The 26,544-nt window shown below is 64.4% G+C and carries 24 protein-coding genes; 13 read left to right on the top strand and 11 right to left on the bottom strand.

The features are described 5' to 3' along the window. Positions 1–6: 6 nt before the first annotated feature. Together AC1RR3_RS10085 and AC1RR3_RS10080 are read right to left on the bottom strand one after the other, a co-directional pair. A complete protein-coding gene (locus AC1RR3_RS10085; RefSeq protein WP_492821940.1) occupies positions 7–876 on the bottom strand; it encodes a branched-chain amino acid ABC transporter permease in 870 nt (289 codons plus the stop codon). 202 nt (positions 877–1,078) lie between these two features. Continuing rightward, positions 1,079–2,257 carry an ABC transporter substrate-binding protein gene (locus AC1RR3_RS10080; RefSeq protein WP_492821938.1) on the bottom strand — a complete coding sequence of 393 codons (1,179 nt, stop codon included), beginning with the start codon at positions 2,255–2,257 and terminating at the stop codon, positions 1,079–1,081. 519 nt (positions 2,258–2,776) lie between these two features. Here AC1RR3_RS10080 and AC1RR3_RS10075 point away from each other — a divergent pair. Beyond that, complete coding sequence (locus AC1RR3_RS10075) at positions 2,777–3,061, top strand: hypothetical protein (RefSeq protein ID WP_492821936.1); 285 nt, start codon at positions 2,777–2,779, stop codon at positions 3,059–3,061. Here AC1RR3_RS10075 and AC1RR3_RS10070 read toward each other — a convergent pair whose 3' ends face one another. Both AC1RR3_RS10070 and purU read right to left on the bottom strand, forming a co-directional pair. Then, positions 3,062–5,488 (bottom strand): phytanoyl-CoA dioxygenase family protein, encoded by a 2,427-nt coding sequence (locus AC1RR3_RS10070; RefSeq protein WP_492821934.1) that lies wholly within the window; start codon positions 5,486–5,488, stop codon positions 3,062–3,064. Positions 5,489–5,531: 43 nt separating this feature from the next. Further along, on the bottom strand, positions 5,532–6,395 hold the full coding sequence (purU, locus tag AC1RR3_RS10065; RefSeq protein WP_492821932.1) for a formyltetrahydrofolate deformylase: 864 nt from the start codon (positions 6,393–6,395) through the stop codon (positions 5,532–5,534). Positions 6,396–6,555: 160 nt separating this feature from the next. Between purU and AC1RR3_RS10060 the strand changes: the two genes are divergently transcribed. The 3 genes from AC1RR3_RS10060 (at position 6,556) to AC1RR3_RS10050 (ending at position 9,167) form a co-directional block, all read left to right on the top strand. Next, complete coding sequence (locus AC1RR3_RS10060; RefSeq protein WP_492821930.1) at positions 6,556–7,395, top strand: uroporphyrinogen-III synthase; 840 nt, start codon at positions 6,556–6,558, stop codon at positions 7,393–7,395. A gap of 51 nt (positions 7,396–7,446) precedes the next feature. Next, positions 7,447–7,608 (top strand): hypothetical protein, encoded by a 162-nt coding sequence (locus AC1RR3_RS10055; protein ID WP_492821928.1) that lies wholly within the window; start codon positions 7,447–7,449, stop codon positions 7,606–7,608. A gap of 296 nt (positions 7,609–7,904) precedes the next feature. Further along, positions 7,905–9,167 (top strand): MFS transporter, encoded by a 1,263-nt coding sequence (locus tag AC1RR3_RS10050; RefSeq protein WP_492821926.1) that lies wholly within the window; start codon positions 7,905–7,907, stop codon positions 9,165–9,167. Here the strand turns inward: AC1RR3_RS10050 and AC1RR3_RS10045 are convergent. Continuing rightward, positions 9,164–9,838: a Crp/Fnr family transcriptional regulator gene (locus AC1RR3_RS10045; protein ID WP_492821924.1), complete on the bottom strand. Its 675-nt coding sequence runs from the start codon at positions 9,836–9,838 to the stop codon at positions 9,164–9,166. The genes AC1RR3_RS10050 and AC1RR3_RS10045 overlap by 4 nt on opposite strands. 340 nt (positions 9,839–10,178) lie before the next feature. Here AC1RR3_RS10045 and AC1RR3_RS10040 point away from each other — a divergent pair, with 340 nt between their 5' ends. Continuing rightward, positions 10,179–11,000, top strand: coding sequence for an ABC transporter ATP-binding protein (locus AC1RR3_RS10040; protein ID WP_492821922.1), 822 nt, complete (start codon positions 10,179–10,181; stop codon positions 10,998–11,000). Next, on the top strand, positions 10,997–12,928 hold the full coding sequence (locus AC1RR3_RS10035) for a long-chain fatty acid--CoA ligase (RefSeq protein ID WP_492821920.1): 1,932 nt from the start codon (positions 10,997–10,999) through the stop codon (positions 12,926–12,928). Before AC1RR3_RS10040 ends, AC1RR3_RS10035 begins: the two co-directional genes overlap by 4 nt. A gap of 68 nt (positions 12,929–12,996) precedes the next feature. Here AC1RR3_RS10035 and AC1RR3_RS10030 read toward each other — a convergent pair whose 3' ends face one another. Beyond that, entirely contained in the window at positions 12,997–13,362 is a 366-nt protein-coding gene (locus tag AC1RR3_RS10030) for an endonuclease domain-containing protein (protein ID WP_492821918.1), read from the bottom strand. An 80-nt stretch (positions 13,363–13,442) separates the two neighbouring features. Between AC1RR3_RS10030 and AC1RR3_RS10025 the strand changes: the two genes are divergently transcribed. The 4 genes from AC1RR3_RS10025 to AC1RR3_RS10010 all read left to right on the top strand — a co-directional run bounded on the left by AC1RR3_RS10025 (position 13,443) and on the right by AC1RR3_RS10010 (position 17,728). Next, on the top strand, positions 13,443–14,336 hold the full coding sequence (locus AC1RR3_RS10025) for a branched-chain amino acid ABC transporter permease (protein ID WP_492821916.1): 894 nt from the start codon (positions 13,443–13,445) through the stop codon (positions 14,334–14,336). Positions 14,337–14,339: 3 nt separating this feature from the next. Next, positions 14,340–15,413, top strand: a complete 1,074-nt coding sequence (locus tag AC1RR3_RS10020) for a branched-chain amino acid ABC transporter permease (RefSeq protein WP_492821914.1) — start codon at positions 14,340–14,342, stop codon at positions 15,411–15,413. A 46-nt stretch (positions 15,414–15,459) separates the two neighbouring features. Next, the gene (locus tag AC1RR3_RS10015) at positions 15,460–16,743 is read left to right on the top strand and encodes an ABC transporter substrate-binding protein (protein ID WP_492821912.1); all 1,284 of its coding nucleotides are present in this window, start codon (positions 15,460–15,462) and stop codon (positions 16,741–16,743) included. 145 nt (positions 16,744–16,888) lie between these two features. Further along, positions 16,889–17,728 carry an ABC transporter ATP-binding protein gene (locus tag AC1RR3_RS10010; protein WP_492821910.1) on the top strand — a complete coding sequence of 280 codons (840 nt, stop codon included), beginning with the start codon at positions 16,889–16,891 and terminating at the stop codon, positions 17,726–17,728. Here the strand turns inward: AC1RR3_RS10010 and AC1RR3_RS10005 are convergent. After that, positions 17,725–18,876 (bottom strand): AGE family epimerase/isomerase, encoded by a 1,152-nt coding sequence (locus tag AC1RR3_RS10005; RefSeq protein WP_492821908.1) that lies wholly within the window; start codon positions 18,874–18,876, stop codon positions 17,725–17,727. The genes AC1RR3_RS10010 and AC1RR3_RS10005 overlap by 4 nt on opposite strands. A gap of 86 nt (positions 18,877–18,962) precedes the next feature. On the opposite strand from AC1RR3_RS10005, the gene AC1RR3_RS10000 reads away from it, so the two are divergent. Beyond that, positions 18,963–20,186, top strand: coding sequence for a phenylacetate--CoA ligase family protein (locus AC1RR3_RS10000; RefSeq protein ID WP_492821906.1), 1,224 nt, complete (start codon positions 18,963–18,965; stop codon positions 20,184–20,186). Between the two features lie 64 nt (positions 20,187–20,250). Here AC1RR3_RS10000 and AC1RR3_RS09995 read toward each other — a convergent pair whose 3' ends face one another. From AC1RR3_RS09995 to gmd, 3 genes are all read right to left on the bottom strand, one after another. Next, entirely contained in the window at positions 20,251–21,321 is a 1,071-nt protein-coding gene (locus tag AC1RR3_RS09995; protein WP_492821904.1) for an acyltransferase family protein, read from the bottom strand. Positions 21,322–21,431: 110 nt separating this feature from the next. Continuing rightward, positions 21,432–22,391: a GDP-L-fucose synthase gene (gene fcl / locus AC1RR3_RS09990; protein WP_492821902.1), complete on the bottom strand. Its 960-nt coding sequence runs from the start codon at positions 22,389–22,391 to the stop codon at positions 21,432–21,434. Then, complete coding sequence (gmd, locus tag AC1RR3_RS09985; protein ID WP_492821900.1) at positions 22,363–23,433, bottom strand: GDP-mannose 4,6-dehydratase; 1,071 nt, start codon at positions 23,431–23,433, stop codon at positions 22,363–22,365. The genes fcl and gmd overlap by 29 nt, the downstream gene beginning before the upstream one ends. A gap of 152 nt (positions 23,434–23,585) precedes the next feature. Here gmd and AC1RR3_RS09980 point away from each other — a divergent pair, with 152 nt between their 5' ends. After that, entirely contained in the window at positions 23,586–24,227 is a 642-nt protein-coding gene (locus AC1RR3_RS09980; protein WP_492821898.1) for a D-glycero-alpha-D-manno-heptose-1,7-bisphosphate 7-phosphatase, read from the top strand. 4 nt (positions 24,228–24,231) lie between these two features. After that, entirely contained in the window at positions 24,232–25,443 is a 1,212-nt protein-coding gene (locus AC1RR3_RS09975; RefSeq protein ID WP_492821896.1) for a glycosyltransferase family 4 protein, read from the top strand. Here the strand turns inward: AC1RR3_RS09975 and AC1RR3_RS09970 are convergent. Continuing rightward, the gene (locus AC1RR3_RS09970; protein ID WP_492821894.1) at positions 25,440–26,537 is read right to left on the bottom strand and encodes a DegT/DnrJ/EryC1/StrS family aminotransferase; all 1,098 of its coding nucleotides are present in this window, start codon (positions 26,535–26,537) and stop codon (positions 25,440–25,442) included. The two genes, AC1RR3_RS09975 and AC1RR3_RS09970, sit on opposite strands and share 4 nt — an antisense overlap. Positions 26,538–26,544 lie beyond the last annotated feature (7 nt).

Genomic DNA, 26,544 nt, shown 5'->3' with positions numbered 1-26,544 from the left:
GCAAACTCAACGCGCGGCCGTGCGGCCGAACAGGCCGTTCGGGCGCCAGATCAGAATCACGATCATCATGGTGTAGATCACGAAGGGGCCCATCTTCGGCACATAATACTTGCCGGCGACGTCGCCGATGCCGAGCAGAAGCGAAGCCAGGAACGGGCCGGTGATCGAGGACGAGCCGCCGACGGTGACCACGATCAAAAAGTAGATCATGAATTTCAGCGGGAAATACGGATCGAGACCGAGGATCTCGGCGCTGAGCGCGCCACCGAGGCCGGCAAGCCCGCAACCGAATGCGAAGGTGAAAGCGAACACCTGCGGCACGTTGATGCCGAGGCCGCTCGCGGCACGGGGATCATCGACCGCAGCGCGCAGCCGGCTGCCGAAGCGCGTCTTGGCCAGCACCATCTGAAGTGCGACGGTGAGCAGGCCGCAGATCACAATGATCATCAGCCGGTAGCGGCCGATGCCGACGCCGAACAGGTCGAACTGGCCCTGCAGCGCGGCCGGCAAATTGATGAAGACGCGCGAGGAGCCCTGGATGTAATCGACGGCAGCGACCGACATGAACGTCAGGCCGATCGTGAACAGCACCTGGTCGAGATGGCTGCGCGTATAGAGATGGCGGTAGAGCGTGCGCTCGAGCAAAATGCCGATCGCGGCAGCCGAAACAAAGGCGAGCGGCAGCGCGGCGAAGAACGGCCAGCCCATCCGGTTGACCAGCACCATGCAGACATAGCCGCCAGCCATGGCGAAAGCGCCATGGGCGAGGTTGACGAAGTTCATCAGGCCGAGCGTGACCGCGAGCCCGCAGGCGAGCACGAACAGCAGCATGCCGTAGGCTACGCCATCGAACAGGTTGGTGAGGATTGAGGTCATCGCGGGTCGAAGGTCATCTCAAGTGTGGCGAAGGGCCGTGCTGCACTCCCTCTCCCGCTTGCGGGAGAGGGTTGGGGTGAGGGTGTCTCCGCAGAGGGACTCCCAATGAGAAGAGAGCCCTCACCCGACGCTTTGCGCCGACCTCTCCCGCAAGCGGGAGAGGTGCAGCGAGTTCGTGGCGCGCTACGCAAACAACACGTCCCTATTTTTTCGTCTTGCCAAGATCCTTGACGGCTTCGAAGGTCGCGAACTCGACGTTGTAGAGCTCGCCGTCGACCTTCTCGACCTTGCGGATGTAGATGTTCTGCACGATGTCACGCGTCTCGGGGTCGATCGAGATCGGGCCGCGCGGGCTCTCCCACTTCTGGCCCTTCATGGCCTCGATCAGCTTGTCGCCATTGGTGTCGCCACCCGTCTTCTTCAACGCCTCGTAGATCAGGTGGATGCCGTCATAGCCGCTCACCGCCATGAAGCCCGGACGGTTGCCGTAGGCCTTCTTGTAGGCCGCGACGAAGTCCTTGTTCATCGCCGACGGGTGCGCCGCCGAATAGAGGTGCGCGGTGACCGTGCCGAGCACGGCGTCGCCCATGTTGTTCAGCAGGTCGTCGTCGGTGACGTCGCCCGGCCCGATTACCTTGATGCCGGCCTTGTCGAGGCCACGCTCGGCATATTGCTTCATGAAGTTGCCGCCCTGGCCGGCCGGCACGAACACGAAGATCGCGTCGGGCTTGGCATCCTTCATGCGCTGGAGGAACGGCGCGAAGTCGGGGTTGGCGAGCGGCGTCTTGACCTCTTCGACCACCTCGCCACCGCCGGCGGTGAAATTCTGCTTGAAGAAGTTCAGCGCGTCATTGCCGGGCGCGTAGTCGGAGGTGAGCGTCGCCACCTTCTTGATGCCGTTCTTCACCGCCCAGTCGGCGATGATGGTGGAGGACTGCGCCAGCGTGAAGCTGGTGCGCACGATATACGGCGAGCGCTCGGTGATGATGGAGGTGCCGGCCGCCATCACGACTTCCGGAATCTTGGCCTGCGTCGCCAGCGGCGCGGCAGCAAGGGCTGCCGGCGTCACGCCGAAGCCGGCGATGAAATTGACCTTGTCGTTGACGATCAGCTCCTGCGCGGCGGTCTTGGTCTTGTCGGGGATCGCAGCGTCGTCCTTGAGAATGATCTCGATCTTCTTGCCGGCGACGGTGTCGCCCTTCTGCTGCATGTAGAGCTTGATCGCGTTCTCGATCTGCTTGCCGGTCGAGGCCTGACCGCCGGTCATCGGCAGGATCAGGCCGACCTTGACGCTGTCCTCGGCCTTGGCCGGTGCGACGGCCACGAGGCCCGCGACGGCGGCCACCGCGGCGGCCCAAGAAAATTGTTTGCGTTCGAACATCAGAGTGTCCCTCCCCTTGATTCCTGACCTCTTGTGCGGCGAACCGAGTGCCCGGTCCTTGCCTCACTTTAGCTCACGCGCGAGCCCTATCGCGCGCCACATGGCGTCCTCGGCGCCCCGCTTGTCAATCGGACGTTCGGCGACCATTCGGCGCAAGCCGGGCGTACCGATCGCCGACGCGGGGAGCGACGTCGCGGTTACGCCGGGGTAACCCGAACGCCCCGATCCTGGCCGCTTTTATTTGTACGATTGTACAAACAAAATGGACCTGTCAACGAAAAAGCCCCTCTGCCGACCAAGCCAATTTGTCGCGAGCCGCCCGTCGCAGTCTACTGGCGTGGCCGACCGCAGGGATGGAAGATTTCGTCTTTCTTCTGGAGAATTCGCACATCGGCGCGGCCTCGGCCGGCCGCACCTCGGTAGCTGATTACCTACCTCGAATAAGTCTATTTTACCTTGTTGAAGGCTACTCTCCCGGCGCCAGCCCAAGCTGGCGTCCAACTCGCGCGCGCCCACACAATGCCCAAACCTTTCCGTACCCTTCTGATCCTCGCAGCCCTTGCCGCGGGGCTGTCCGGCTGCGGCACGGTCAACGAGAAGCTCTCGGCCGGGATGGGCGATTACGTCCCGCAATGGGCCGGCGGCTTGCCGGCGGACGCGCCGCCACGGCCAGGCACACCGCAATACGAGGCCTACATGAAGGAGCGCGAGCGCAAGCGGCTGCTGCCGGCGGCCGATCGCGAGAAGGAAGAGCAGGCGCAGAAGGGTGCAACGGGCGCCACGTCGTCCGGCGCGGTTCGCTAGCTAGCTACCGACCGGGGTGAGCGAAACGTGGCGAACGCCGAGCCCCAATTGGCGCTTGTCGCTGCTGCCCTGATTGACGTCGCAGGGGCGCAGCGCCTCGCCGTCAAGCTGAACCCGAATCCGATCAGTGCGCCGCCCCAGCACAACCTCCGGAACGCGGGCCTGCAAGACGACCACGCCGCCTTCCTCACCGCGCCGGACTTCGAGCGCAATCCCATTGACCCGCAGCACGGCATTGTCGACCGCCGCCTGCGAGATCGCATGCACGACCTCCCAGCGCACGACATGATCGCCGATGCCTGCGGGTCGGAAGTCGAGCCATGCCGCCGGCTCCAGCCCCGTCCAGGCGAAGCGATTGCGCCCGTCGTTCTCCAGCAGATGCCAGCCCATGCCCGGGATCGGCCGATCGAACTCGAAGGCGTGATTAAGTGGCAGCGCGGCCAGCCAGTCCGCGTCGGGCTCATCGAGCGGCGGCTCGACATAGCGATTGAAGCCCATCCTGTCCTCGCCGTTCAGCAAAACACAGGGAAACGGCTCGCTCACCTTGACGATCGGCACGGTGACCCGGATCGCCAAACCCAGCCGGTTCTCGTTGGTCCGGTTCGGATTGGAGTGATGCAGCAGACGCTCGTTGAACAGGAAGAACTGGCCGGAGCGGAGCGGCAGGGAGACTTTCTTGGTCTCATCGACGAAGCGAGGATCGGACGCCACGCCGCCGAAGCGCAAGGAGAGGTCCGGATTGGTGTCCATCACCGGCGGAACGATCTGGCGATGCGAGCCGGGGATCACCTGCACGCAGCCATTCTGCTCCGTGGCCTCACCGATTGCGAGCCAGGCCGAGATGTTGAGCACCGGCTCCATGTTCCAATTGTAGTGGTCCTGATGCCAGGGATACTCCTCGACCCGATCGGGCGTGGCCGGCGGCTTGTTGAACAGGTTCGAGTTCCACAACACGAGATCCGGACCATACAACGACGCCATGCGACCGAGGATTTCCGGCGAGGAGCAGAGATCGTAGACGGTCCTGCTGTCGAGATGGCGGACGCGCAGGCCGAACGGGCAATAGCGCGTTGGCGTGGTCAATACACGCTCCAGAATGGTCTGCCGCGCCTGCTGCATCCGCTGCGGATCGAAGGCGGTGAACGGTCCGAGATAGCCTTGCGTTCGGAAGGTATCGATCTCCCCGGCGGAGAGCGAAGGCAGAGAATTTGACAGCATCGTCTCAGGCATTTTTGCTGGTCTCATATTTGATGCCGGCTCTGCAACACGCCTCACAGGGTTGAGCTCAGCAGCCAACCCCGCCGGACGCCCTTTGGCAAGGAGGCCGCGCAGCCTTTCGTAGGCCTCTTGGGCTTGCCCGACCTGTCGCTCGGCCTCGCGCAACAGATCCGCACGAACGGCGGGCGCGTCTCGCCAGCCGCTCGCAATGGCTTGCGTCAAGGCGGCAGCGGTGTTCGCCCGCCCCAGCTCGACGATCTCAATGCCGGTGCCGGAAAACCCGGCCTGCAGACCGCGGAACTTCGACCGATAGTGTGACGAGCCGACGAGCGCCACCACCGACACGCCTTGCGACAATGCAAACACTGCCGCGTGATAGCTGCCGGTGATGACCAGGCGGCAATCGCCGGCACGCGCCACGATGTCCTCGGGTGTTCCGAGCCCGCGCCGATCATCGACCCGGTCGACGAAATCGGCGACCACGCTGTCGATGGCGTCGACGTCAGAGGGACCGAATGCCGAAATGGGAACGGAAACGATCGGCGCGTCCAGCGCCGCGATCGTGCCATGCAACGTGCCGCGGAGGTCGGCGATGGTGCCGAGGCCGACACCGGCATAATCGGCACGTCGCAGATTGATACCAAGCCCGCCGCCGAGCGCCGCGGGGCGCCTGTCGAACGCGAAGGCAACGGCTTCGTCGCCGGCGATGCAGAGCCGGTCAACCGAAACGCCGACCGAGCGGAGCACGTCGGGACTCTGAAGCGGCTCGCGGCACACGATCAGGCCGAGCTTCGGCAGGACCGCCAGCATCTTCGCAGTGAGGAGCCGGTCGCTGGTCGGCTCGAAGCCGCAACTCAGAATCGCCGCTGGCTTGCCGAGCCGCAAACCGGCTTCGAGCGTGTCCAGCACCCTATAGGCGTGCGACGCAAAACTGTCGGTGAAATAGCCGCCGCCCGTCGCCAGCACGAGATCGCAATCCCGCAGGAGCGCGGTCCTGGCAGCGTCACAGGCAAGCTCGCTCGCGGAAATCGGCGTAACCCCGGCGCCCCGTGCCCGCTCCAGGTTCGCCTCCGCCGTGATCCAGCGAATCTCGCAGTCCGGCCATACCTCGCGAAGCCGCGCCACGGTGCAACCAAAGATCGCGCGGTCGCCGTGATTGTCGTTGTCGGCGAAATCATTTCCGGACTCGACGATCAGCTTGATGTTCATCTGCGGCGGGTATTTCCAGCGAGACCGACAATACGGGCGTCACTCAATCCATGAACACCACGGTCTTGCGGCCATTGAGGATGACACGGTCGTCCAGATGGTAGCGGATCGCGCGGGCGAGCACACGGCGCTCGATGTCGCGGCCCTTGCGGACGAGATCTTCCGGCGTGTCGCGATGGCTGATGCGTTCGACGTCCTGGTCGACGATCGGCCCCTCGTCGAGGTCGCGCGTCACGTAATGTGCGGTGGCGCCGATCAGCTTGACGCCGCGCTCATGGGCCTGGTGGTAGGGCTTTGCGCCCTTGAAGCCCGGCAGGAACGAGTGGTGGATGTTGATGCAGCGCCCCGACAATTGGGCCGAGAGATCATCCGACAGGATCTGCATGTAGCGGGCGAGCACGACGAGATCGGTCCCGGTCCTGGCGACGAGATCGAGGATCTGCGCCTCCTGCTCGCGCTTGGTCTCCTTGGTCACAGGCAGATGGTGGAACGGGATGCCGCCGAAATCGAGCCCGGCATAGACCTCGCGCGGATGGTTGGAGACGATCGCGGTCGGAACCATCGCCAGCTCCCCGGTGCGCCAGCGGTAGAGGATGTCGACCAGGCAATGGTCGGACTTCGACACCAGCAGCATCACCTTGCGATGCGCGGCGCGATCGCGCATCTGCCACGCCATGCCGAAACGCTCGGCGATCGCGGCAAAGCCGGTCTGGAGCGCTGAAAGCTCCACGGCGAGATCAGCCGCGGTGAACACCACGCGCATGAAGAATTTCTTGGTCTCGACATCGTCGAACTGCTGGGCGTCGAGGATGTTCTGTCCGGAATTCGCCAGGAAGGTCGACACCGCCGAAACGATGCCGGGGCGATCCGGACAGGACAGGGTCAGGACATATTGATGATCGGGCATGGCTTTTGAAGAATTGGCTCAGGATCAAGTTTGTGCAGCAGTGCGCGGAACAACCCGCAATTTGACCCCTGCTCTATCACCGACGCCGCCCTTGCGCCAATCCCAACCGCGGAGCCAGGATGAATGGTCCATTGCAATTTTGACCGACCGGAGCATCCCCATGGCCGACCGCTTGAACGGCACCCGCATCCTGATCCTGGAAACGCGCGAAGAGGCACAGTTTTCCAAGCTTCTGGCCGAGCAAGGCGCCGAGGTCGTGCAATGCCCGATGTTCACCATCGAGGATGCACCAGACCCCGCCCCGGTCGAGGCCTGGATTCGCCGCGCCATCGGCAGGCCGTTTGACGATCTCGTGCTGATGACCGGCGAAGGCCTGCGGCGGATCATGAAGCTCGCGCGAACCCGTGGGCTCGACCAGGCCTTGGTCGCTTCCCTCGCCAGATCGCGAAAGTTCACCCGCGGGCCGAAGCCCGGCAAGGCGCTGCGGGAGATCTCGCTCGAGGCGCAGCAGACCACGGAGCAGCCGACCACCGAGGGCGTGATCGAGATGCTGGGCAAGCTCGACCTGAAGGGACGCCGCCTCGGCCTCCAGCTCTATCCCGACAAGGACCACAACACGCTGACCGGCGCGCTCGCCGCGCAAGGCGCCGAGGTCGATACCGTGCTGCCTTACATCTACGATTCCAAGGCAGCAGATTCCAACATCGTCGCCGCCATCGACGACATGGCGGAAGGACGAATCGATTCCATCGCGCTGACCAATCTCGGCCAGGTCCGCCGCCTGATCGAAGCCGCCAAGGCGCATGGCAGCGAAGCGAAGCTGCGCACAGGCTTCGAGCGCACGCTGATCGCCTCGGTGGGACCTGCGGTCTCGGGCGAGCTCGCCGCGCACGGCCTGCGCACTGACGTCTCGCCGGCCGATGAAGCCTATTTCATGCGTCCGTTGATCTCGGCGATGGCCGCCGCGCTCGCCGAGCGGAAGCCGGCCACAGCCCGCTGATGCGACCTGCCTCTTATCGAAGAGGAGGCGGCGGGAAAGGTGGAGGCGGCGGTGGGCGACGCCATCGGCGACGACGAGGTGGCGGCGGTGGCGGAGGCCGAAAACCGGGAGGCGGTGGAGGTGGCGGCGGTCCGGGCGGAGGCGGAGGCGGAGGAAACGGCTGGGCCTCGACCCGAGCCTCATTCACAACGAGAGCTGCCGCCGCTCCAATGAGCGCGAAAATACCGCGACGCGAGATCTGTTCCAACATACCTCCCGAACTCCCTTCCGCTCTCGGCGCGACGCACCTTGCACGATGTTCATTGTAAGCACGCCCATTGTAACGGGACGTTTCCCTTCGATACTCTTTTGTAAACGCGTGCGAGCGCGACGATGGGCTAGCTAGGAGCCGGACGCGCGGGCGGCCTGCGGCAGTTCCGATTGACATGAACATCGCCAGCGCTACGTTGCCGAACAGAAACAAGAAACAACAAGGGCAAGGGAATCGCCGTGACACCCGTCATCGCGTCGTGAGCACAGGCCTGCGACCTTCCGCACTCGCACCATTCCGCATCCGCAACTACCGCTTCCAGTGGCCGTCCGACCTGCTCACCTCCTGGGCGTTCGAGATCGAGACGCTGGTGCTGGGCTGGTACATCCTGGTCGAGACCGGCTCGGTGCTGCTGCTGACCATTCTCGCCTCGCTGCAATATGTCGGAACGCTGGTTGCACCGGCGCTCGGGATGATCGGTGACCGCATCGGTCATCGCGATCTCCTTGTCATGCTGCGCCTTACCTATACGGTGCTCGCCTCGACCATCATGGTGCTGGCGCTGACCGGCCGTCTGGCGCCGTTCAACGTCATGATCATCGTGACGATCATGGGCCTGATCCGCTCCTCCGATCTCGGCCTTCGCAGCGCATTGCTCGCAGACATCATGCCGGCCGAGCAGTTGGTCGGCGCAATCGGCCTGTCACGCACGACCCAGGACAGCGCGCGCATTGCCGGAGCGCTGACGGGCGCCGGACTGTTTGCCGTGCTTGGCATTGGACTCGTCTATGCGGCGGTCGCGAGCCTTTATTTCGTGGCCGCAATTCTCATGTCTTGCCTGACCCGGCCGCACAGGTCCGTCGTCACGACTGATCTGCCGGCGAACAGCCGTGCCGTTTCAAAATTCCTGGACGAGCTGAAAGAAGGGATCGTCTACGCCTGGAAAGGTCCGGGCATGGGCGCCGCGCTGTGCGTCGCCTTCCTGGCCAATCTCACCGCCTTTCCCTTCACCGGAGGATTGCTGCCCTACATCGCGCGCGAAATCTTTCACACCGACCAGACCGGCCTCGGCTATCTCTCGGCGAGTTTTGCCGTCGGCTCGCTGATCGGCTCGATCACGCTCAGCCTGGTCGGCGGATTGCGCATTGCCCGGCTTCTGATCGGCGCGACGCTGGCCTGGTACGCGATGCTGCTGGCCTTCGTCGAGATCAGGACGATGCCGGTGGCAATGGCCTGCCTCGTGCTCGCCGGCATCGCCCAGAGCATGTCGATGATCTCGGCCGCCGTGATCCTGATGCGCACCGCCAGCGCGCATCTGCGCGGCCGCGTGATGGGCGTCCGCATGATGGTGATCTACGGCCTGCCGCTCGGATTGCTCGCGGCCGGCAGCCTGATCGACATCATCGGCTATTCCGCGACGGGCTCGCTCTATGCCGCCGCGGGCTTCATCGCGATGCTGGCGATCGCAATCCGCTGGCGCGCCGACCTCTGGCCGCTGCACGCGCCTGCCAATGCGCGCTAATCCCCGTACCCGCGCAGCCGCTCGACATCAAGAATGGTGACGCCACCATATTCGAGCCGCAGCAGCCCCTCCTTCTCCAGCCGGTTCAGCGCGCGGTTGGCGTTCTGGCGCGACATGCCGGAAAGCGCCCCGATCTCCTCCTGGGTGATCTCCAGATGAGCGGTCGATTCCGGATAGAGGATCGGGTTGAACAGCGAGGCGATGCCGCGGGCGAGGCGTGCGGTGGCATCGAGCGTGCGGTTGACCTCGAGCATGCCGATGAACTGGCCGAGCCGCTCGTTGAGCTGGCGCACCAGAAAGCGGTTGAAGCCGACGCTGTTCTCGAACAGCCACATGAAGGCAGTGCGATCCATCAGCGCGACGCGGCTGTTGCGCAGCGCGACCACGTCGTAGCGGCGCGGCTCGTTCTTGAGCACACTGCCCTCGCCGAACCAGGCCCCTGCCGTCAACCCGGCAAGGCTCGTCTCCTTGCCGTCGCGCGAGACCCCGCCCATCCGGGCAAGGCCAAAGACCATGCCGGCCCAATAGTCGAACGTGTCGCCGCGCATGAACACGGTCTCGCCGGTGCCGTAAGACCGTTCCGTGATGCCGGCACGGGCGACCTCGATCTCAGCTTGCGTGAGCTCGCGCGACCAGGCGGCGACGCGCTTCAGTTGATCCTCTGAAATCATGATCCCGAAGCCAGCCGCACCGTTCTGATCACTCCACTCTTCTGCTGCACTGCAACATGACCATGCCGACCGCTATCCAACGAAAGATTGGAGGCCGCGGCCGCCCCAAAAACTTTGTCGCAGAATTGTCAGCCGGGAGACATTTCTCAATAGCGCTTTCCCTTATTGAGGGCCACCTCGGGCGATGCGGCTTTTTGATCCCAAACGGGAACGAGAGCGGTGCGGCTCCGGTCGAGACCATCTGCTGCATGGCCTCGCCGGTACGGCCGTACTAGGATTGCCCGCGACGTACGGACGAAGAGCGCCGCTGAATGCGCCATCACCGGGAGGGATTCGTTTGGTGGCTACCAGTCTCGAAGTGCGCGGCGTGTCCTTGCGATTCGGCGGCGTCCGTGCGCTGACCGATGTCAGCTTCGCCATCCGGGAGGGCGAGCTGTTCTCGATCATCGGCCCGAACGGCGCCGGCAAGACCTCGATCGTGAATTGTATTTCCGGCCGCTACAAGCCGACCGAAGGCCAGCTGTTCTATGGCGAGCGTGACATCACCGGCCTGACGCCGAACGCCCGCGCCTCGCTCGGCATCGGCCGCACCTTCCAGAATCTGGCGCTGTTCCACCACATGAGCGTGCTCGACAACATCATGGTCGGCCGCCATCACCTCCTAAAGAACAATTTCCTCACGGGCTCGCTGTACTGGCTCACCGGCGCGCGCAAGGAAGAGCTCGCGCACCGCCGCAAGGTCGAGGAGATCATCGACTTCCTCGACCTCCAGTCGGTGCGAAAAGCCCCCGCCGGCACGCTCTCCTACGGCCTGCGCAAGCGCGTGGAACTCGCGCGCGCGATGGCGCTGGAACCGCGCCTGATCCTCCTCGACGAGCCGATGGCCGGCATGAACTTCGAGGAGAAGGAGGACATGGCCCGCTACGTCGTCGACCTGAACGAGGAGTTCGGGATGACGGTGGTGATGATCGAGCACGACATGGGCGTGGTGATGGACATCTCCCACCGCGTCATGGTGCTGGATTTCGGCCGCAAGATCGCCGAGGGCGATCCGGCCGCGGTCCTCGCCGATCCCCACGTCAGGCGCGCCTATCTCGGCGAAGAGGACGAGGTGCTGGTCGACCCTGATGATGCCCCGCCGGCGCAGGAGAGCGCGGCATGATGGATTACGCAGGCCGCGTTGCGCAGGCCGACACCTATCCGAAGATGCTCCGGCTCAACGCCAGGGAGCACGGCAGCGAGATCGCCTTGCGCGAAAAGGATCTCGGGTTGTGGCGCATCTTCACATGGAATGACTACAACAATCGCGTGCGCGACTTTGCACTCGGCCTCATCGAATTGGGCCTGGGACGCGAGGACGTCATCGGCATCATCGGCGACAACCGGCCGGACTGGGTCGCGGCCGAAGTGGCGACGCATGCGATCAGTGGATTGAGCCTCGGGCTTTATCGCGACGTGCTCGACGAGGAAGCGGCCTATCTCCTCACCTATGGCGAGGCGCGGCTCGTCTTCGCGGAGGACGAGGAACAGGTCGACAAGCTGCTGGCGCTCGCCGAGCGCGTGCCGCGGCTGAAGCACATCATCTATTCCGACCCGCGCGGCATGCGGAAATATGACGATCCCAGGCTGATGTCGGCGGAAACATTCGCCGAACTCGGCCGCGCCCGCGCCGCGCGCGAGCCGGAGCTGTACGATCGCCTCGTCGACGCGACCAAGGGCGAGGATGTCGCGATCCTCTGCACCACGTCGGGTACCACCTCGCATCCGAAGCTGGCAATGCTCGCCGCCGGCCGCGTGCTCGGACATTGCGCGACCTATCTCGCCTTCGATCCGAAGGGCCCCGACGACGAATACGTTTCGGTGCTGCCGCTGCCCTGGATCATGGAGCAGGTCTATGTGCTCGGCAAAGGCCTGCTCTGCCGGATGAAGATCAACTTCGTCGAAGAGCCCGAGACGATGATGAACGATCTACGCGAGATCGCGCCGACATTCGTGCTCTTTGCGCCGCGCGTCTGGGAATCGATCGCCGCCGACGTCCGCGCCAAGGTGATGGACGCCACGCCCTTCAAGCAGCGCCTGTTCGATGTCGGCATGAAGACGGGTCTCGCCGCGCTCGCGGATGGCAAGCGTTCGGGCTTTGCCGATGCGATCCTGTTCCGCGCGCTGCGCGACCGGCTCGGCTTCACCCGCCTGCGCTCGGCCGCGACCGGCGGTGCGGCGCTAGGGCCCGATACCTTCAAATTCTTCCAGGCCATGGGCGTGCCGCTGCGCACGCTCTACGGCCAGACCGAGCTGCTGGGGGCCTACACACTGCATCCCGAAGGCAAGGTCGACCCTGATACGACAGGCGTGCCGATGGCCGACAGCGTCGAGATCCGCATCGACAATGCCGACGTCCACGGCGTCGGCGAGATCGTGGTGCGGCATCCCAACATGTTCCTCGGCTATTACAAGAACCCCGAAGCGAGCGTTGCCGACATCAAGGACGGCTGGATGCTGTCGGGCGACGCCGGCTATTTCAACGCCAACCGCCAGCTCGTCGTCATCGACCGCATCAAGGATCTCGCCGAGACCTCGCGCGGCGAGCGCTTCTCGCCGCAGTTCATCGAGAACAAGCTGAAGTTCTCGCCCTATATCGCCGAAGCTGTGGTGCTGGGCGCCGGCCGCGACGCGCTCGCCGCGATGATCTGCATCCGCTACTCCATCATCTCGAAATGGGCGGAAAAGAACCGCCTCTCCTTCACCACCTACAGCGACCTCGCTTCACGCCCCGAGGTCTATGCGCTGCTCAAGAAGGAAGTCGAGACCGTCAACGCCACGCTGCCGCCGGCCCAGCGCATCTCGCGCTTCCTGCTGCTCTACAAGGAGCTCGACGCCGACGACGGCGAGCTCACCCGCACGCGAAAAGTGCGCCGCAGCGTCATCAACGAGAAATACGCTGGGATCATCGACGCCATCTACCGCGGCGATGCCGACATCCCCGTCGACACAATGATCCGCTTCCAGGACGGCACCACGCAGAGGGTGCGCACGACGCTGCGCGTGGTGGATCTCGGCGGACATGGGCATATGGCGGAGGCTGCGGAGTGATGCGGCCTGCTGTCGCGAACGGTGCTGCTCTTCGCCTCTCCCCGCTTGCGGGGAGAGGCCGGAGCGCGTCAGCGATCCGGGTGAGGGGGAGCCTCCGCGAGGGCGGTGACAATCGTTTCGAGGACGCCAGCCAAGTTGCGCGATACGTCGTTATTCCAGAAGCGCAGGATCCGATAGTTGCGATCGGTCAGCCACCTATCGCGCACGGCGTCGTGCGAGCTGTCCGCATGCTGCCCGCCGTCCACCTCAATGATCAAGCGGGCTTCACGGCAAATGAAGTCTACGGTGTACGGTCCGATCGGTTCTTGTCGAATGAACTTATAGCCATTCAGCCTTCGGGCGCGCAGGCGATACCAGAGCACTCCCTCCGCGTCTGTCGAAGCCGCCCGCAGGCTTCTGGCGCGTTCCGTCTTGGACTCATTTGCACCTCGCATGCGGAGGCTCCCCCTCACCCGCCGCGCTTTGCGCGTCGGCCTCTCCCCGCAAGCGGGGAGAGGCGAAAGGTCCACCATACATGAACACCGCCTTCCTCATCCAGCTCCTGGTCAACGGCCTCGTGGTCGGCACGCTCTACGGCGTGGTCGCGATGTCGTTCGTGTTGATCTACAAGGCGACGCAGGTCGTCAATTTCGCGCAAGGCGAGCTGCTGCTGGTCGGCGCCTGGGTGTGCTGGACGCTGCTCGCCAAATACCAGGTGCCGTTCTGGATCGGCATGCCGATGACGCTGGTGTTCATGTTCGTGTTCGGCATCGCGATCCAGGTCCTGATCCTGCGGCCGATGATCGGCGAACCCATCATCTCCGTGATCATGGTGACGATCGGCCTCTCCACCGTGCTCCAGGCCACGCTGAAATGGATGTTCGGCGTCAATCCGCAGCCATTCCCGCGCGTGTTCGAGAGCCAGTCGGTCAGTCTGCTCGGGCTCCAGATCCAGACCGTCTATGTCATGAGCCTGGTGGTCTCGGTCGCGATGATGATCGGCATGGCCTGGTTCTTCCGCGCCTCCAAATACGGTCTTGCGATGCGCGCCACCGCGTTCAACCAGCAGGTCGCGCAGTCGCTCGGCATTTCAGTCAAGAGCGTGTTCGCGATGGCCTGGGCGATCTCGGCCACCGTGTCGGCGGTCGCAGGCGTCGTCGTTGCCGTCGTCAACGGCGTGTCCTCGGGACTTGCGGCCTACGGCATCAAGGTATTCCCGGCAGCGATCCTCGGCGGGCTCGATTCCGTCGGCGGCGCCGTGCTCGGCGGCATCATCATCGGCCTGCTGGAAAACATCGCGCAATATGTCGACAGCGAATATCTGCACTGGGGCAATCTCTACGAGATCGCGCCGTTCTACGTCCTCATCATCGTGCTGATGATCAAGCCTTACGGCCTGTTCGGCACCCACGACATCGAGCGGATCTGATTCATGGCCGGCCCTGCCCTCATCCCTGCTGGTGATTTCCGCACCTCCTATGCGGCGGACACCACGATCTTCCCGACCACGACCAGCCGCAATTTTGCGATCGCCGGCGTGCTGGCGCTGTGCCTCGTGCCGCAAGTCCTCGGCGGCTACTGGCTCAGCATCCTGATCCAGATCGGCATCTTCTCGATCGCAGCGCTCGGCCTCAACATCCTGGTCGGCTTCACCGGACAGATATCGATCGGGCACGCTGCCTTCTTCCTGCTCGGCGCCTTTACCTCGGCCTACATCTCCAACAACGCGGCGATCCCGGTGTTTTTTGCGATCCCGCTCGCGGGAATCGTCACCGCGCTGGTCGGGCTGGTCTTCGGCATTCCGGCGGCGAGGCTGAAGGGGCTCTACCTCGTCATTGCGACGCTCGCCGCGCAATATATCCTGCTCGACTTCTTCTCCCGCGCGGAATGGTTCACCGGCGGATCGGTGCCAGCCAGCGCCAATCCATTCTCGATCTTCGGCTACACGCTGCGCGGCGACAGGCAATATTTCTACGTCGTGCTGGCTTATGTGGTCGCGAGCTACATCCTCGTCACCAATCTGATGCGCACACGCGACGGCCGCGCGCTGGTAGCGATCCGCGACCATTATCTCTCCGCCGAGATCATGGGCATCAACCTCACCAAATACCGCACGCTGTCATTTGGGCTGGCCGCCTTTTTCGCCGGCATCGCCGGCGCGCTCTATGCACACTACCAGCTCGTGGTGTCGCAGGAAGGCTTCGGCATCGAGCGCTCGATCCTGTTCCTGGCCATGATCATCATCGGCGGCACCGGCTCGATCATGGGCACGCTGATGGGCACCGCCTTCGTGGTGCTGCTGCCCGAGACGATGGAATTCCTCAGCGTCTCCCTCAAGGGCGGCGCGATCGACAAGGCGCTGTCGCTCAACAACAACATCACCTTCCTGCGCGAGATCGCGATCGGGGTGATCATCATCGCGTTCCTGATGTTCGAACCCGACGGCCTCGCGCATCGCTGGCGGCAGATCAAGGCGTATTGGAAACTCTACCCGTTCTCGCACTGAGTGCGGCAAACTCTCTAACCAACGAATAAACAGGAGGAGGCAACCAATGAAGACAAAATCCCTTTTGAGCACCGCATCACTTGCACTGACGATCGCAGGCTTTTCGGCGAGCGCGCAGGCGCAGATCGCGATCGGGCATCTCGCCGATTATTCCGGCGGCACCTCCGACGTCGGCACGCCCTACGGCCAGGCCATCGCGGACACCTTCGCCTGGGTCAACAAGAATGGCGGCGTCGGCGGCAAGCAGCTCAATGTCGACACCAACGATTACGGCTACCAGGTGCCGCGTGCGATCGCGCTGTACAAGAAATGGTCGGCGCCCGATAGCAAGGTCGCCGCGATCATGGGCTGGGGCACCGCGGACACCGAAGCGCTGACCGGCTTCCTCGCCCAGGACAAGATCCCCGACCTCTCCGGCTCCTATGCCGCCGCGCTCACCGATCCCGAAGGCGTCAGCGGCAAGGCCAAGCCCGCGCCCTACAACTTCTTCTACGGCCCGAGCTATTCGGACTCGCTGCGGGCGATGCTGATCTGGGCGGCCGAGGACTGGAAGGCCAAGGGCAAGCAAGGCAAGCCGAAGTTCGTCCACATGGGCGCCAACCACCCCTACCCGAACGCGCCGAAGGCCGCCGGCGAAGCCATGGCGACCGAGCTCGGCTTCGAGGTGCTGCCGCCGCTGGTGTTCGCGCTCGCACCGGGCGACTACAGCGCGCAGTGCCTGAGCCTGAAATCCTCGGGCGCCAACTACGCCTATCTCGGCAACACCGCCGCCTCCAACATCTCGGTGATGAAGGCCTGCAAGACCGCCGGCGCCGAGGTGCAGTTCCTCGGCAATGTCTGGGGCATGGACGAGAACGCCGCCAAGACCGCGGGCGATGCCGCCGACGGCGTGATTTTCCCGCTGCGCACCGCGGTGAGCTGGGGCGGCGATGCGCCCGGGATGAAGACGGTGATGGAGATCTCGAAGATGTCCGACCCGACCGGCAAGGTCTATCGCCCCGTGCACTACATCGCGGCGGTCTGCTCGGCGCTGTACATGAAGGAAGCGATCGACTGGGCCGCCAAGAACGGCGGCGCCACCGGCGAGAACGTCGCCAAGGGCTTCTATCAGAAGAAGGACTGGGTGCCGGCGGGAATGGAAGGCGTCTGCAATCCCTCGACCTGGACCGACAAGGATCATCGCGGCACGCTGAAGGTCGACCTCTATCGCACCAAGATCGCAGGCGCGACCGACGGCGACCTCAACGACCTCATGGCCAAGGGAGCGATCAAGCTCGAGAAGGTCAAGACCGTCGAGCTGCCGCGCAAGGCGGAGCTGTTGGGCTGGTGAGCCCGGCTATTCCCTCCCACACTACCGTCATCCCCCGCGAAAGCGGGGGATCCAGTACGCCGCGGCCTCTCGAAGAATCTCAGGCGTCTCTGGAATACTGGGTCGCCCGGTCAAGCCGGGCGACGACAGCGGAGAGTTACGAAGCATGACCCAGACCGCAGAAGTTGTTCGAACAGCTCCCACCGTTGTCGCGCCGCCGCCCCTCCTCGGCGTGCGCAACATCGAGGTCGTCTATGACGACGTCATCCTGGTGCTGCGCGGCCTCAGCCTCGACGTGCCCAAGGGCGCGATCGTCGCCCTGCTGGGGGCCAACGGCGCCGGTAAATCGACGACGCTGAAGGCGATCTCGGGGCTGCTCAAGACCGAGGACGGCGAGGTCACGCGCGGCGATATCCTGTTCGAGGGCGAGCGCATCAACGGCATCGATCCCGACAAGATCGTCCGCCGCGGCATCTTCCAGGTGATGGAGGGCCGTCGCATCGTCGCCGACATGACGTCGCTGGAAAACCTCAAGCTCGGTGCCTTCACCCGCAGGGACCGCGAGGTCGATGCCGACCTCGACATGGTCTTCAACTATTTCCCGCGCCTGAAGGAGCGCACCGGCCTTGCCGGTTATCTCTCCGGCGGCGAGCAGCAGATGCTCGCGATCGGCCGCGCGCTGATGGCGCGTCCGAAGATGATCCTGATGGACGAGCCGTCGATGGGCCTGTCGCCGCTGCTGGTGAAAGAGGTGTTCTCGATCATCCAGAAGATCAACTGCGACCTCGGCGTCACCATCCTGCTGGTTGAGCAGAACGCGCGCGCTGCGCTGTCGGTGGCGAGCCACGGCTACATCATGGAGCAGGGCAAGGTCGTGCTCGACGGCACCGCGGACGAACTGCGCGACAATGAGGACGTCAAGGAATTCTACCTCGGCGGCGCCGGCGACCAGCGCAAGAGCTTCAAGAACCTGAAGAGCTTCAAGCGGCGCAAGCGCTGGCTTTAACCCAATACCTGCTCCGCTTCCGTAACTGCGCAGAGAACATGATAGAACGACGACGCAGGAATGGTGTCGACCAGCGATTTGCCGTCGCGATCGAATTGGTCGTACCAGCCGCCCTTCGCGGGATGGCTGAGATAATGCCGTTCGAGCCGTACCAGCGCCGCGCGCGCCTCGTCCGCCGCGCCGGCCTCGCCGGATTCGGCCTGCGCGATCCACGCCTTCGCCATCTCGGTCTGCGGCCACAGCCGGCGCGTGCTGCGACGGATGTTGCCGGCAGCATCGCCCTCGTCGACGACGCAGCCGGTGGCCTCGTCGCGATAGCGCAGCGCGGTCGCAAGCAGCTCGGCGCGGCGCTGCCCGGTCGGGCATCCCGTGATGCGCTCAAATCCCTTCAGCAGCCAGACCCATTCCGCCTGGTGGCCCGGTTCGACGCTGACCGGCTCGATCCTCGACCAGTCCTCCTCGAAATATTCGCCGAGCGCGCGCTTCTGCTTGTCGTAGAGATTGGCGAGGAACAGCGCGAAGAACTCGCCGGCGCGGTTCTGGAACGAGAGATCGTGGGTCGCATCGAAACACGCGATCATCGCCTCGAACAGATGCATGTGCGGGTTCTGCCGGCGCGGCAGCGAGACCGGCAGGCTTTCATGCACGCCGCCATGCGGCGAGCGCAGATGGCCGTCGAGGAAGGCGAGCAGCGCATTGATCTCGGCAAGGACCTGCGCGTCATGGTCCATCGCATAGACGGTTGCGAGAGCAAACAGGATGAAGGCGTGGTCGTAAGCATCGCGCCTCGCGTCCAGCACCGCGCCCTCCGGCGTCAGCCGGTGCACATAGCCGGGCTTGCCGTCCGGCGACTTCGCCTTTGCCAGGAAGTGCTCCAGCCCCTTCAGCGCAATGGCGCGGCCTTCCGGGTACCAGCCCATCTGCGCCGCCTTGGCGTAGCACCAGATCTGGCGGGCCTGCACGAACACCCGCCGCGGGGCGGCCGCATCCGCCGTGCCGTCGCGGTGCAGCCGGTCGATGAAGCCGCCCGCGGCATGGTCCCAGCCCACGGTCGACCACAGCGGCAGCGCCTCCTCGATCATGCGGCGCTTCAGGCGCGCGACGACGTCGGCCGCTTCCCCCGCCGCAATGCTTACCTCGTCCGCCATCGCGTCCCCTTCAAGCCTCGCCAATGGCCGTCTGATACCCATGCAAGGGGCGGCGCGCAACGGACGCCAACACGGAAAGACCAGCCATGACCGCCCATTACGACGTCCTTGAGACGCGCGAGCGAGCCGCCCGCGAGGCCGAGCTGTTCTCCCGCCTGCCGGGCGTGCTGCGCAGCGCGATGGCGGCCCCCGCCTATGCCGAGCGGCTGAAAGGCGTCGATCCGGCCGCGGTGACCTCCAGGGCGGCGCTGGCGGGCCTGCCGGTGCTGCACAAGTCGGAACTGCCGGCCCTGCACAGGGCCTCGGCGCCCTTCGGAGGGCTCGTGGCAGCGGCTCCCGGTTCGTTCGCCCGCCTGTTCACCTCCCCGGGGCCGATCTTCGAGCCGGAGGGGCGTCAGGCCGATCCCTGGCGCGGCGCCCGGGCGCTGTTCGCAGCCGGGTTCCGCCCCAATGACATCGTGCTCAACACCTTCAGTTACCACCTCACCCCCGGCGGCTTTATCTTCGATGCCTCGGCGCGTGCGCTCGGCTGTGCCGTGATTCCGGCTGGCCCGGGCAATGCCGAGCAGCAATTCGAGCTGATCGAGGCCTACCGGCCGGTCGGCTACAGCGGCACGCCGGACTTTCTGAAGATCCTGCTCGATACCGCCGCGAGTGCTGGCCGCGACGTCTCCTCGATCAAGCGCGCGCTGGTCTCGGGCGCGGCCTTCCCGCCCTCGCTCCAGGCCGAGATCAAGGCCCGCGGCATCGACGCCTACCAGGCCTTCGGCACCGCCGATCTCGGCCTCATCGCCTTCGAGACCGAGGCGCGCGACGGCATGGTCGTGAACGAGGATCTGATCATGGAGATCGTCAAGCCCGGCACCGGCGATCCCGTGACGCCCGGTGACGTCGGCGAGATCGTGGTGACCTCGCTCGACCCGCATCATCCCTGGATCCGGCTTGCGCTCGGCGACCTCACAGCGGCGCTGCCGGGCCCGAGCAAATGCGGGCGCACCAACATGCGCATCAAGGGCTGGATGGGCCGCGCCGACCAGACCACCAAGGTCAAGGGCATGTTCGTCCGCCCCGAGCAGATCGCCGAAATCGCCAAGCGCCATTCCGCGCTCGGAAGATTGCGCCTCGTCGTCAGCCGGCAGGGCGAGACCGACGCGATGACGCTGAGGGCGGAAACAGCAGCCGCGAATGATGCCCTGCGCGAGGAAGTCGCCGGCACCTTGCGCGCCGTGACGAAGCTCGGGGGCAATGTCGAGCTGGTCAGCCCGGGCGCGCTGCCCAACGACGGCAAGGTCATCGCGGACGAGCGGTAGCTTCAGACGAGCGACCAGCCGAGTTCGCACCTCAATCTGCTTGTTGGAGCCAGATCATGGCTCATCAGAAGCGAAACCACTCGTGTCCATATCGGATCGTCGGCCCTTCCAACCAGCGATAGCTCGCATTGCAAATTGCAAGCGAGGCGATGAGCGCCAGCATCGTTACCAAAGCACCCTGCCAGGTAAGGATGGTGTGGCCGCCGCGCCAGCCGACGGCTGCCGAAAAGAGCAATATCATCGGCATGTGCACAAGATAGAGCGCATATGATATCCGTGCGAAATAGGCGGCGACCTCCGAGCGCAGGAAGGCGAACTTCGCGCTCCCCTTGTTTTGAAGAACGACGAACAACATCGAGCCGAAAAGAACCACAAGGTAGGTGTGGCCCCAAATCGCGTTGACCGAATCGGACCCACGAATGCCCCAGGCAAACACCGGAAAAAACGCGGCCGCGCACCAGAAACTCGCGGTAACGGCACGGCGGACCATCGGCGTAATCCGCTCGAAGGCCTCGAGCCACGCGATGAGTGCGCCGACCGCTAGCACATCCGCGCGCAGAGGCATCAACACATAGTAGGCATAAGCATCCCCTTCGAGCGCGCAGACCACGCGCGCGATGGGACAGATGATCATCAGCGCGAGCAAGAGCCGAGGCAGACGGTTCGGCATGAGACGGACGACCAACGGGAAAAACAAGTAGAACTGCTCCTCGATCGAAAGCGACCATGTCGCGGCCAAAAGCGGAGCACCGTAGTTCTGGTCAATCGCCATCCAGATATTCTGCAAGCCGAACAAATAGGACCACCACGGCAGCACACCGTCGCATAAAAGGTGCCAGTCGAGCTGCCGCCCTATGAGGAAGACCGCCACCATGACGGAATAGATCGGTAGAATCCGCGCTGCCCGGCGGCCGTAAAAGGCCGAAAAGAAACTGGCCGAGCTCCTGTGATCGAGCAGTATCCGGGTGATCAGGTACCCCGACAGCACAAAGAAGAGATCGACGCCGGCTCGACCGACATAAAATATCCGCCAGGTCGCCGAGTCCGAGCCGTCACCGGCCCCCATATAGTGCCAGGCCACCACACTGAGTATCGCGGCGGCACGAAGTCCATCCAGTTCGGAAACTCTTTTCATCGCGATTCAGCAAAAAGCAAGCTTCGGACTGCGGCTGCAACTGCCGGAATGGAAGCTGGTCCGCCCTTCGAAGAGGCTGCCTCGGCAGCGCGCCTGCTGTGACATACAGCTCACGACGGTTCGGCTGATCGACAGTACGCCTGATACGCCCGCCGTAAGCCGTCCTCGAGCAACGTCGTCGCGCGCCAGCCGAGCTTTGCGAGCCGGCTGACGTCAAGCAGCTTGCGCGGGGTGCCGTCGGGGCGCGAGGCATCAAAGGAGATCTCGCCGCGATAGCCGACGACTTCAGCCACGACACGCGCGAATTCGGCGATGGTGATGTCCTCGCCGGTGCCGATGTTGACCAGCTCAGCGCTTGAATAGGTCTTCATCAGGTGCACGCAGGCATCCGCCATGTCGTCGACATAGAGGAATTCGCGCCGCGGCTTGCCGGTGCCCCAGACCACGACGCCCTTCGCGCCCGCCACCTTCGCCTCGTGGAAGCGCCGGATCAGCGCGGCGACGACATGGCTCAGTTCAGGGTGATAATTGTCCCCGGGGCCGTAGAGATTGGTCGGCATCACGCTGATGAAGTCGCTGCCATACTGGCTGCGATAGGCCTCGACCATCTTGATGCCGGCGATCTTGGCGATCGCATAGGGCTCATTGGTCGGCTCCAGCGCACCGGTCAATACCGAGTCCTCGCGCAGCGGCTGCGGCGCCAGCTTCGGATAGATGCAGGAGGAGCCCAGAAACATCAGCTTCTCGGCGCCGTTCTGATGCGCGGCCTGGATCACGTTCGCCGCGATCGCGATGTTGTCGTAGATGAACTCGGCGCGCAGCGTGTCGTTGGCGACGATGCCGCCGACTTTGGCGGCGGCGAGGAACACCACCTGCGGCCGTACCTTCGCAAACCAGTCGAACACGGCGGCCTGGTTGCGCAGATCGACCTCGCGCCGGTCCACCGTGACGAGCTTGACGTCCTCCCGTTCGAGCCGGCGTGCAATCGCGCTGCCGACCATGCCGCGATGGCCGGCGACGTAGACGCTTCTGCCCTTCAGCTCAAACGGTACGTTTGCCACTCGCCGCATCCCGCTTTGCATCGGCCAGATCGCTCGCCATCATCTCCTCGACCAGCTGCGCGAACGTCCGCTTCGGCTTCCAGCCGAGCACGTCGCGCGCCTTGCTGGCATCGCCGACGAGCAGATCGACCTCGGTCGGGCGGAAATAGGTCGGATCGATCTTCACGACCGCCTTGCCGCTGGTCTCGTCGATGCCGGTCTCCTCGACCCCCTCCCCGCGCCATGCGATGCGGCGGCCGACATGTGCGAAGGACAGCTCGACCAGCTCGCGCACCGAGCGCGTCTCGCCGGTGGCGAGCACGAAATCGTCGGGCTTGTCGGCCTGCAGGATCTTGTGCATGCCCTCGACGTAATCCTTGGCATGGCCCCAGTCGCGCTTGGCCTCGAGATTGCCGAGATAGAGCGTCTGCTCGAGCCCGACCTCGATGCGGGCAACGCCGCGGGTGATCTTGCGGGTGACGAACGTCTCGCCGCGGATCGGACTCTCATGGTTGAACAGGATGCCGTTACTCGCGAACATGCCGTAGGCTTCGCGGTAGTTCACCGTGATCCAGTAGCCGTAGAGCTTTGCCACGCCGTAAGGCGAGCGCGGATAGAACGGCGTGGTCTCCTTCTGCGGGATCTCCTGCACGAGGCCATAGAGCTCGGAGGTCGAGGCCTGGTAGAACCGCGTCTCCTTCTCCATGCCGAGGATGCGGATCGCCTCCAGCAGGCGCAGCACGCCGATCGCGTCGGCATTCGCGGTGTATTCCGGGCTCTCGAAGCTGACGGCGACGTGGCTCTGGGCAGCGAGATTGTAGATCTCGGTCGGCCGGATCTGCTGCACGAGACGGATCAAATTGGTCGAGTCCGTCATGTCGCCATAATGCATCAGGAACGGCACGTTGCCGACATGCGGGTCCCGGTAGAGGTGGTCGACACGGGCGGTGTTGAACGAGGACGACCGCCGCTTGATGCCGTGCACGACATAGCCGAGCGACAGCAGATATTCGGCAAGATACGCACCGTCCTGCCCGGTCACGCCGGTGATCAGAGCAACACGTTGAGTCATGGCCAACCTTATTCCCGTAGCATTTGAAATGGATGGATGCACACAAAGCGCCGGGCGAAGCGCATCCCGGCCTTCTTCTTGGCCATATCGCCCCCCGCTGGTCAACCCCGGGAGCGGCCCGGAAACGGGCGAGCCGGGAGCGCAGGGACAGATTGGACCTGGAACACAATCGTGATACTGAGCGCACGGGGCGACCGGGCTGCATTGGCGGCTTGCCCGCCCCCCCGCAGAGAACGCAATGTCGAGCCGAAATGTCCCGAGACCGAGAGAGCACGGCGATCAACCAGGTGCTGCGCCCTGCCGTTTTCCTTGATCGCGACGGTGTTCTGAACGTCGATAGCGACTATCTGTTCGAGATCGATAAATTCCTCTGGATCGACGGCGCCATCGAAGCCGTGAAGGCGGTCAACGATGCCGGCTATTTCGCCTTCGTGATCACCAACCAGTCGGGCGTCGCGAGGGGCTTCTATCAGGAGGCCGACATTCATCGTCTGCACGATTGGATGGCCAAGCAGCTCGCGGCCCACAATGCACGAATCGATGCGTTCGAATATTGCCCGTTTCATCCGGACGGGTTGGTCGCCCCTTACCGGCGCAACAGTGATCGCCGCAAGCCGCAACCCGGCATGATCACGGACCTCCTGAAGAAATTTCCCGTCGATGCGGCCAGGAGCTTCGTGGTTGGCGACAGGCCGTCCGACATCGCGGCGGCCCGCGCCGCCGGATTGCCGGGCCATCTCTTTGCGGGCGGAAATCTGCGTGATTTCATCCTGCCGCTTCTGGCGAGCGGCTAACGTCGTGAAGAGAGCTCCCAACTTCATCCTCGCGACGGAATTCTATCCGCCGGATTCGAGCACGACCGCGACCTATCTCGGTGCGATCGCGAATGCGATCGCCCTCGACATGCAGACGGTCGTCCTGTCGGGGACGCCGGGCTCCGCCAGGCCGGCGGCGACCGGCAGCAATGCGCCCGAGATCGTCGAGATCGCGAACTGGCGACCGCCCAAGCACGCGCTGGCAAAACGCCTCATCGCCAGTTCCATATTGGCGATGCGCCTGTTCTGGGCCGTCTACAGGCGCGCACGGCCGGGCGACGTGGTGATGTCGGTCACGAGCCCCTTCACCCTGCCCTACACCATCACGCTCGCCGCAAGGCTGCGCCGCGCCAAGACGGCGCTGCTGATCTACGACCTCTATCCGGAAGCCCTGGTGGCCGCCGGCATGGCCCGGCAGACTTCGCTGGCCACGCGCGTCCTGCGCCTCGCCAATGGCTGGCTGTTCAGGTCCCTGAACGCGATCTTCGTAATCGGCCGTGACGTGCCTCCGCTGCTGCTGCGCTATCCGCGCGTCCGCGCCGACACCATCCATTTCGTGCCCAACTGGTCGCTGCTGCCGTTCGGATTCCGCGCTCCCGACGATGGCGGCCGTTTCAGGAAGCCCTATGCGGCGAAGTTCGTCGTCGGCCTCTGCGGCAATCTCGGCTTCACCCATGCACCTCGCACCGTGTTCGAAGCCGCACGGCTGTTGCGACATGAGAAGAACATCCACTTCGTTCTGTCCGGCTGGGGTGTCGGCTGGAGCGAGCTGACGACGCTTCAGGCCGCGGAAAATCTGGAGAACGTCACCCTGCTGGATCCCGTGCCCGAGGACCAGCTTGCGGAATTCCTGGCGGCGGCGGATGCCTGGGCCATCCCCTACCGGCGCAACGTCGCAGGGGTGTCGATTCCAAGCCGTCTCTACAATTTTCTCGCCGTCGGGCGGGCCGTCATCGTCGGCACCGAGCCGAATGCGGAGGCCGGGCTTGCAGTCGCCGAGGAGAACATCGGCTGGGTCGTGCCGCCGGAGGATTCCGGCAAGCTCGCGCAAGCGATATCCGAGGCCGCATCCGATCGCGAGGCAACGCTTGAACGAGGCCGCCTGGCGGCGGTGGCCGCGCTGAAATACAGCGAGCACGCTTCGACGCAGCGCTACCGGGACATCGTGCGGCGCCTGCACGAAGACGACCGCTAGAAGTTCTTGATCAGCCGGATGACCTCGTCCTGCTGCTCGCGCGTGATCTCCGCGAACATCGGAAGCGAGAGGATCTTGTTCTGATCTTCAAACGCGCGCGGAAACTGCTCGGGCCGATGTCCAAATCGCGCATAGGCGGGCAGCAGCGGAAGGGCCGTCGGGTAGTTGATCGCCGTCTGCACCCCGTTCTCGCCAAGATACGCCGCAAGCGCATCACGCTTCTTATGCTTGATCGTGTAGAGGTGGTAGACGTGGGTGCGGTCGGGAGCGACGCGGGGCACCTCCACGCCATCAAGTTGATTGAGACCGGCATCATAGATCGCCGCCGCATCCTGACGCGCCTTGGTCCAGGCCTTCAGGTGCTTCAGCTTGGCCGACAGGATCGCCGCCTGTAGTCCGTCCAGCCGGCTGTTGATGCCTTCGATCAGGTGCTTGTGCTTCACGAGGCCGCCGTGACGGGCCAGCATGGTCATGTGCTCGGCAAGCCCGGCGTCGTCGGTCACGACCGCGCCGGCATCGCCGAACGCCCCCAGATTCTTGCCCGGATAGAACGAGTAGGTCGCGGCTGCCCCGAACGTTCCGACCGGCTGGCCCTTGTATTGGGCCAGATGCGCCTGGGCGCAGTCCTCGATGACCCAGAGGCCGTGCTTGCGCGCGATCGCCATGATCGCGTCCATGTCTGCCGGCTGGCCGTAAAGATGCACCGGGATGATGCCGACCGTGCGCGGCGTGATCGCGGCTTCGATTGCGGCGGGGTCGATCGTGAAGGTCTCGCCGTCGGTATCGCAGAACACGACTGTCGCGCCCGCATGCGTGATCATCGCGGACGTCGATATCCAGGAATGCGCGGTCGTGATGACCTCGTCGCCCGGCTTGACCTTGAGCGCCGCCATCGCGAGGTAGAGCGCATCGGTGCCGTTCGCACAGGACACGCAGTGCTTGACGCTCGCCGCCGCCGCGAACTCCCGCTCGAAGGCGTCGACATAGGGACCGCGGATGAACGCGCTGTCGCGAATGACCGCAGCGATCGCACCGTCGATCTCATCCTTGATCGACTGATACTGGAGCTGGAGATCCGCGTAAGGTACCGGCATGAATGCT

It is taken from the genome of Bradyrhizobium sp. GW821-FHT13H05 (assembly GCF_058804065.1).
Note: the sequence above shows the minus strand (reverse complement) of the source record. Positions and strands in the feature narration are given on the sequence as shown.

What these genes read in the sequence shown, in the direction of transcription:
- AC1RR3_RS10085 (WP_492821940.1), bottom strand. Translation starts at nt 876, where the DNA reads ATGACCTCAATCCTCACCAACCTGTTCGATGGCGTAGCCTACGGCATG.
- AC1RR3_RS10080 (WP_492821938.1), bottom strand. Translation starts at nt 2,257, where the DNA reads ATGTTCGAACGCAAACAATTTTCTTGGGCCGCCGCGGTGGCCGCCGTC.
- AC1RR3_RS10075 (WP_492821936.1), top strand. Translation starts at nt 2,777, where the DNA reads ATGCCCAAACCTTTCCGTACCCTTCTGATCCTCGCAGCCCTTGCCGCG.
- AC1RR3_RS10070 (WP_492821934.1), bottom strand. Translation starts at nt 5,488, where the DNA reads ATGAACATCAAGCTGATCGTCGAGTCCGGAAATGATTTCGCCGACAAC.
- purU (WP_492821932.1), bottom strand. Translation starts at nt 6,395, where the DNA reads ATGCCCGATCATCAATATGTCCTGACCCTGTCCTGTCCGGATCGCCCC.
- AC1RR3_RS10060 (WP_492821930.1), top strand. Translation starts at nt 6,556, where the DNA reads ATGGCCGACCGCTTGAACGGCACCCGCATCCTGATCCTGGAAACGCGC.
- AC1RR3_RS10045 (WP_492821924.1), bottom strand. Translation starts at nt 9,838, where the DNA reads ATGATTTCAGAGGATCAACTGAAGCGCGTCGCCGCCTGGTCGCGCGAG.
- AC1RR3_RS10035 (WP_492821920.1), top strand. Translation starts at nt 10,997, where the DNA reads ATGATGGATTACGCAGGCCGCGTTGCGCAGGCCGACACCTATCCGAAG.
- AC1RR3_RS10030 (WP_492821918.1), bottom strand. Translation starts at nt 13,362, where the DNA reads ATGCGAGGTGCAAATGAGTCCAAGACGGAACGCGCCAGAAGCCTGCGG.
- AC1RR3_RS10025 (WP_492821916.1), top strand. Translation starts at nt 13,443, where the DNA reads ATGAACACCGCCTTCCTCATCCAGCTCCTGGTCAACGGCCTCGTGGTC.
- AC1RR3_RS10020 (WP_492821914.1), top strand. Translation starts at nt 14,340, where the DNA reads ATGGCCGGCCCTGCCCTCATCCCTGCTGGTGATTTCCGCACCTCCTAT.
- AC1RR3_RS10015 (WP_492821912.1), top strand. Translation starts at nt 15,460, where the DNA reads ATGAAGACAAAATCCCTTTTGAGCACCGCATCACTTGCACTGACGATC.
- AC1RR3_RS10010 (WP_492821910.1), top strand. Translation starts at nt 16,889, where the DNA reads ATGACCCAGACCGCAGAAGTTGTTCGAACAGCTCCCACCGTTGTCGCG.
- AC1RR3_RS10005 (WP_492821908.1), bottom strand. Translation starts at nt 18,876, where the DNA reads ATGGCGGACGAGGTAAGCATTGCGGCGGGGGAAGCGGCCGACGTCGTC.
- AC1RR3_RS10000 (WP_492821906.1), top strand. Translation starts at nt 18,963, where the DNA reads ATGACCGCCCATTACGACGTCCTTGAGACGCGCGAGCGAGCCGCCCGC.
- AC1RR3_RS09995 (WP_492821904.1), bottom strand. Translation starts at nt 21,321, where the DNA reads ATGAAAAGAGTTTCCGAACTGGATGGACTTCGTGCCGCCGCGATACTC.
- fcl (WP_492821902.1), bottom strand. Translation starts at nt 22,391, where the DNA reads ATGCGGCGAGTGGCAAACGTACCGTTTGAGCTGAAGGGCAGAAGCGTC.
- gmd (WP_492821900.1), bottom strand. Translation starts at nt 23,433, where the DNA reads ATGACTCAACGTGTTGCTCTGATCACCGGCGTGACCGGGCAGGACGGT.
- AC1RR3_RS09970 (WP_492821894.1), bottom strand. Translation starts at nt 26,537, where the DNA reads ATGCCGGTACCTTACGCGGATCTCCAGCTCCAGTATCAGTCGATCAAG.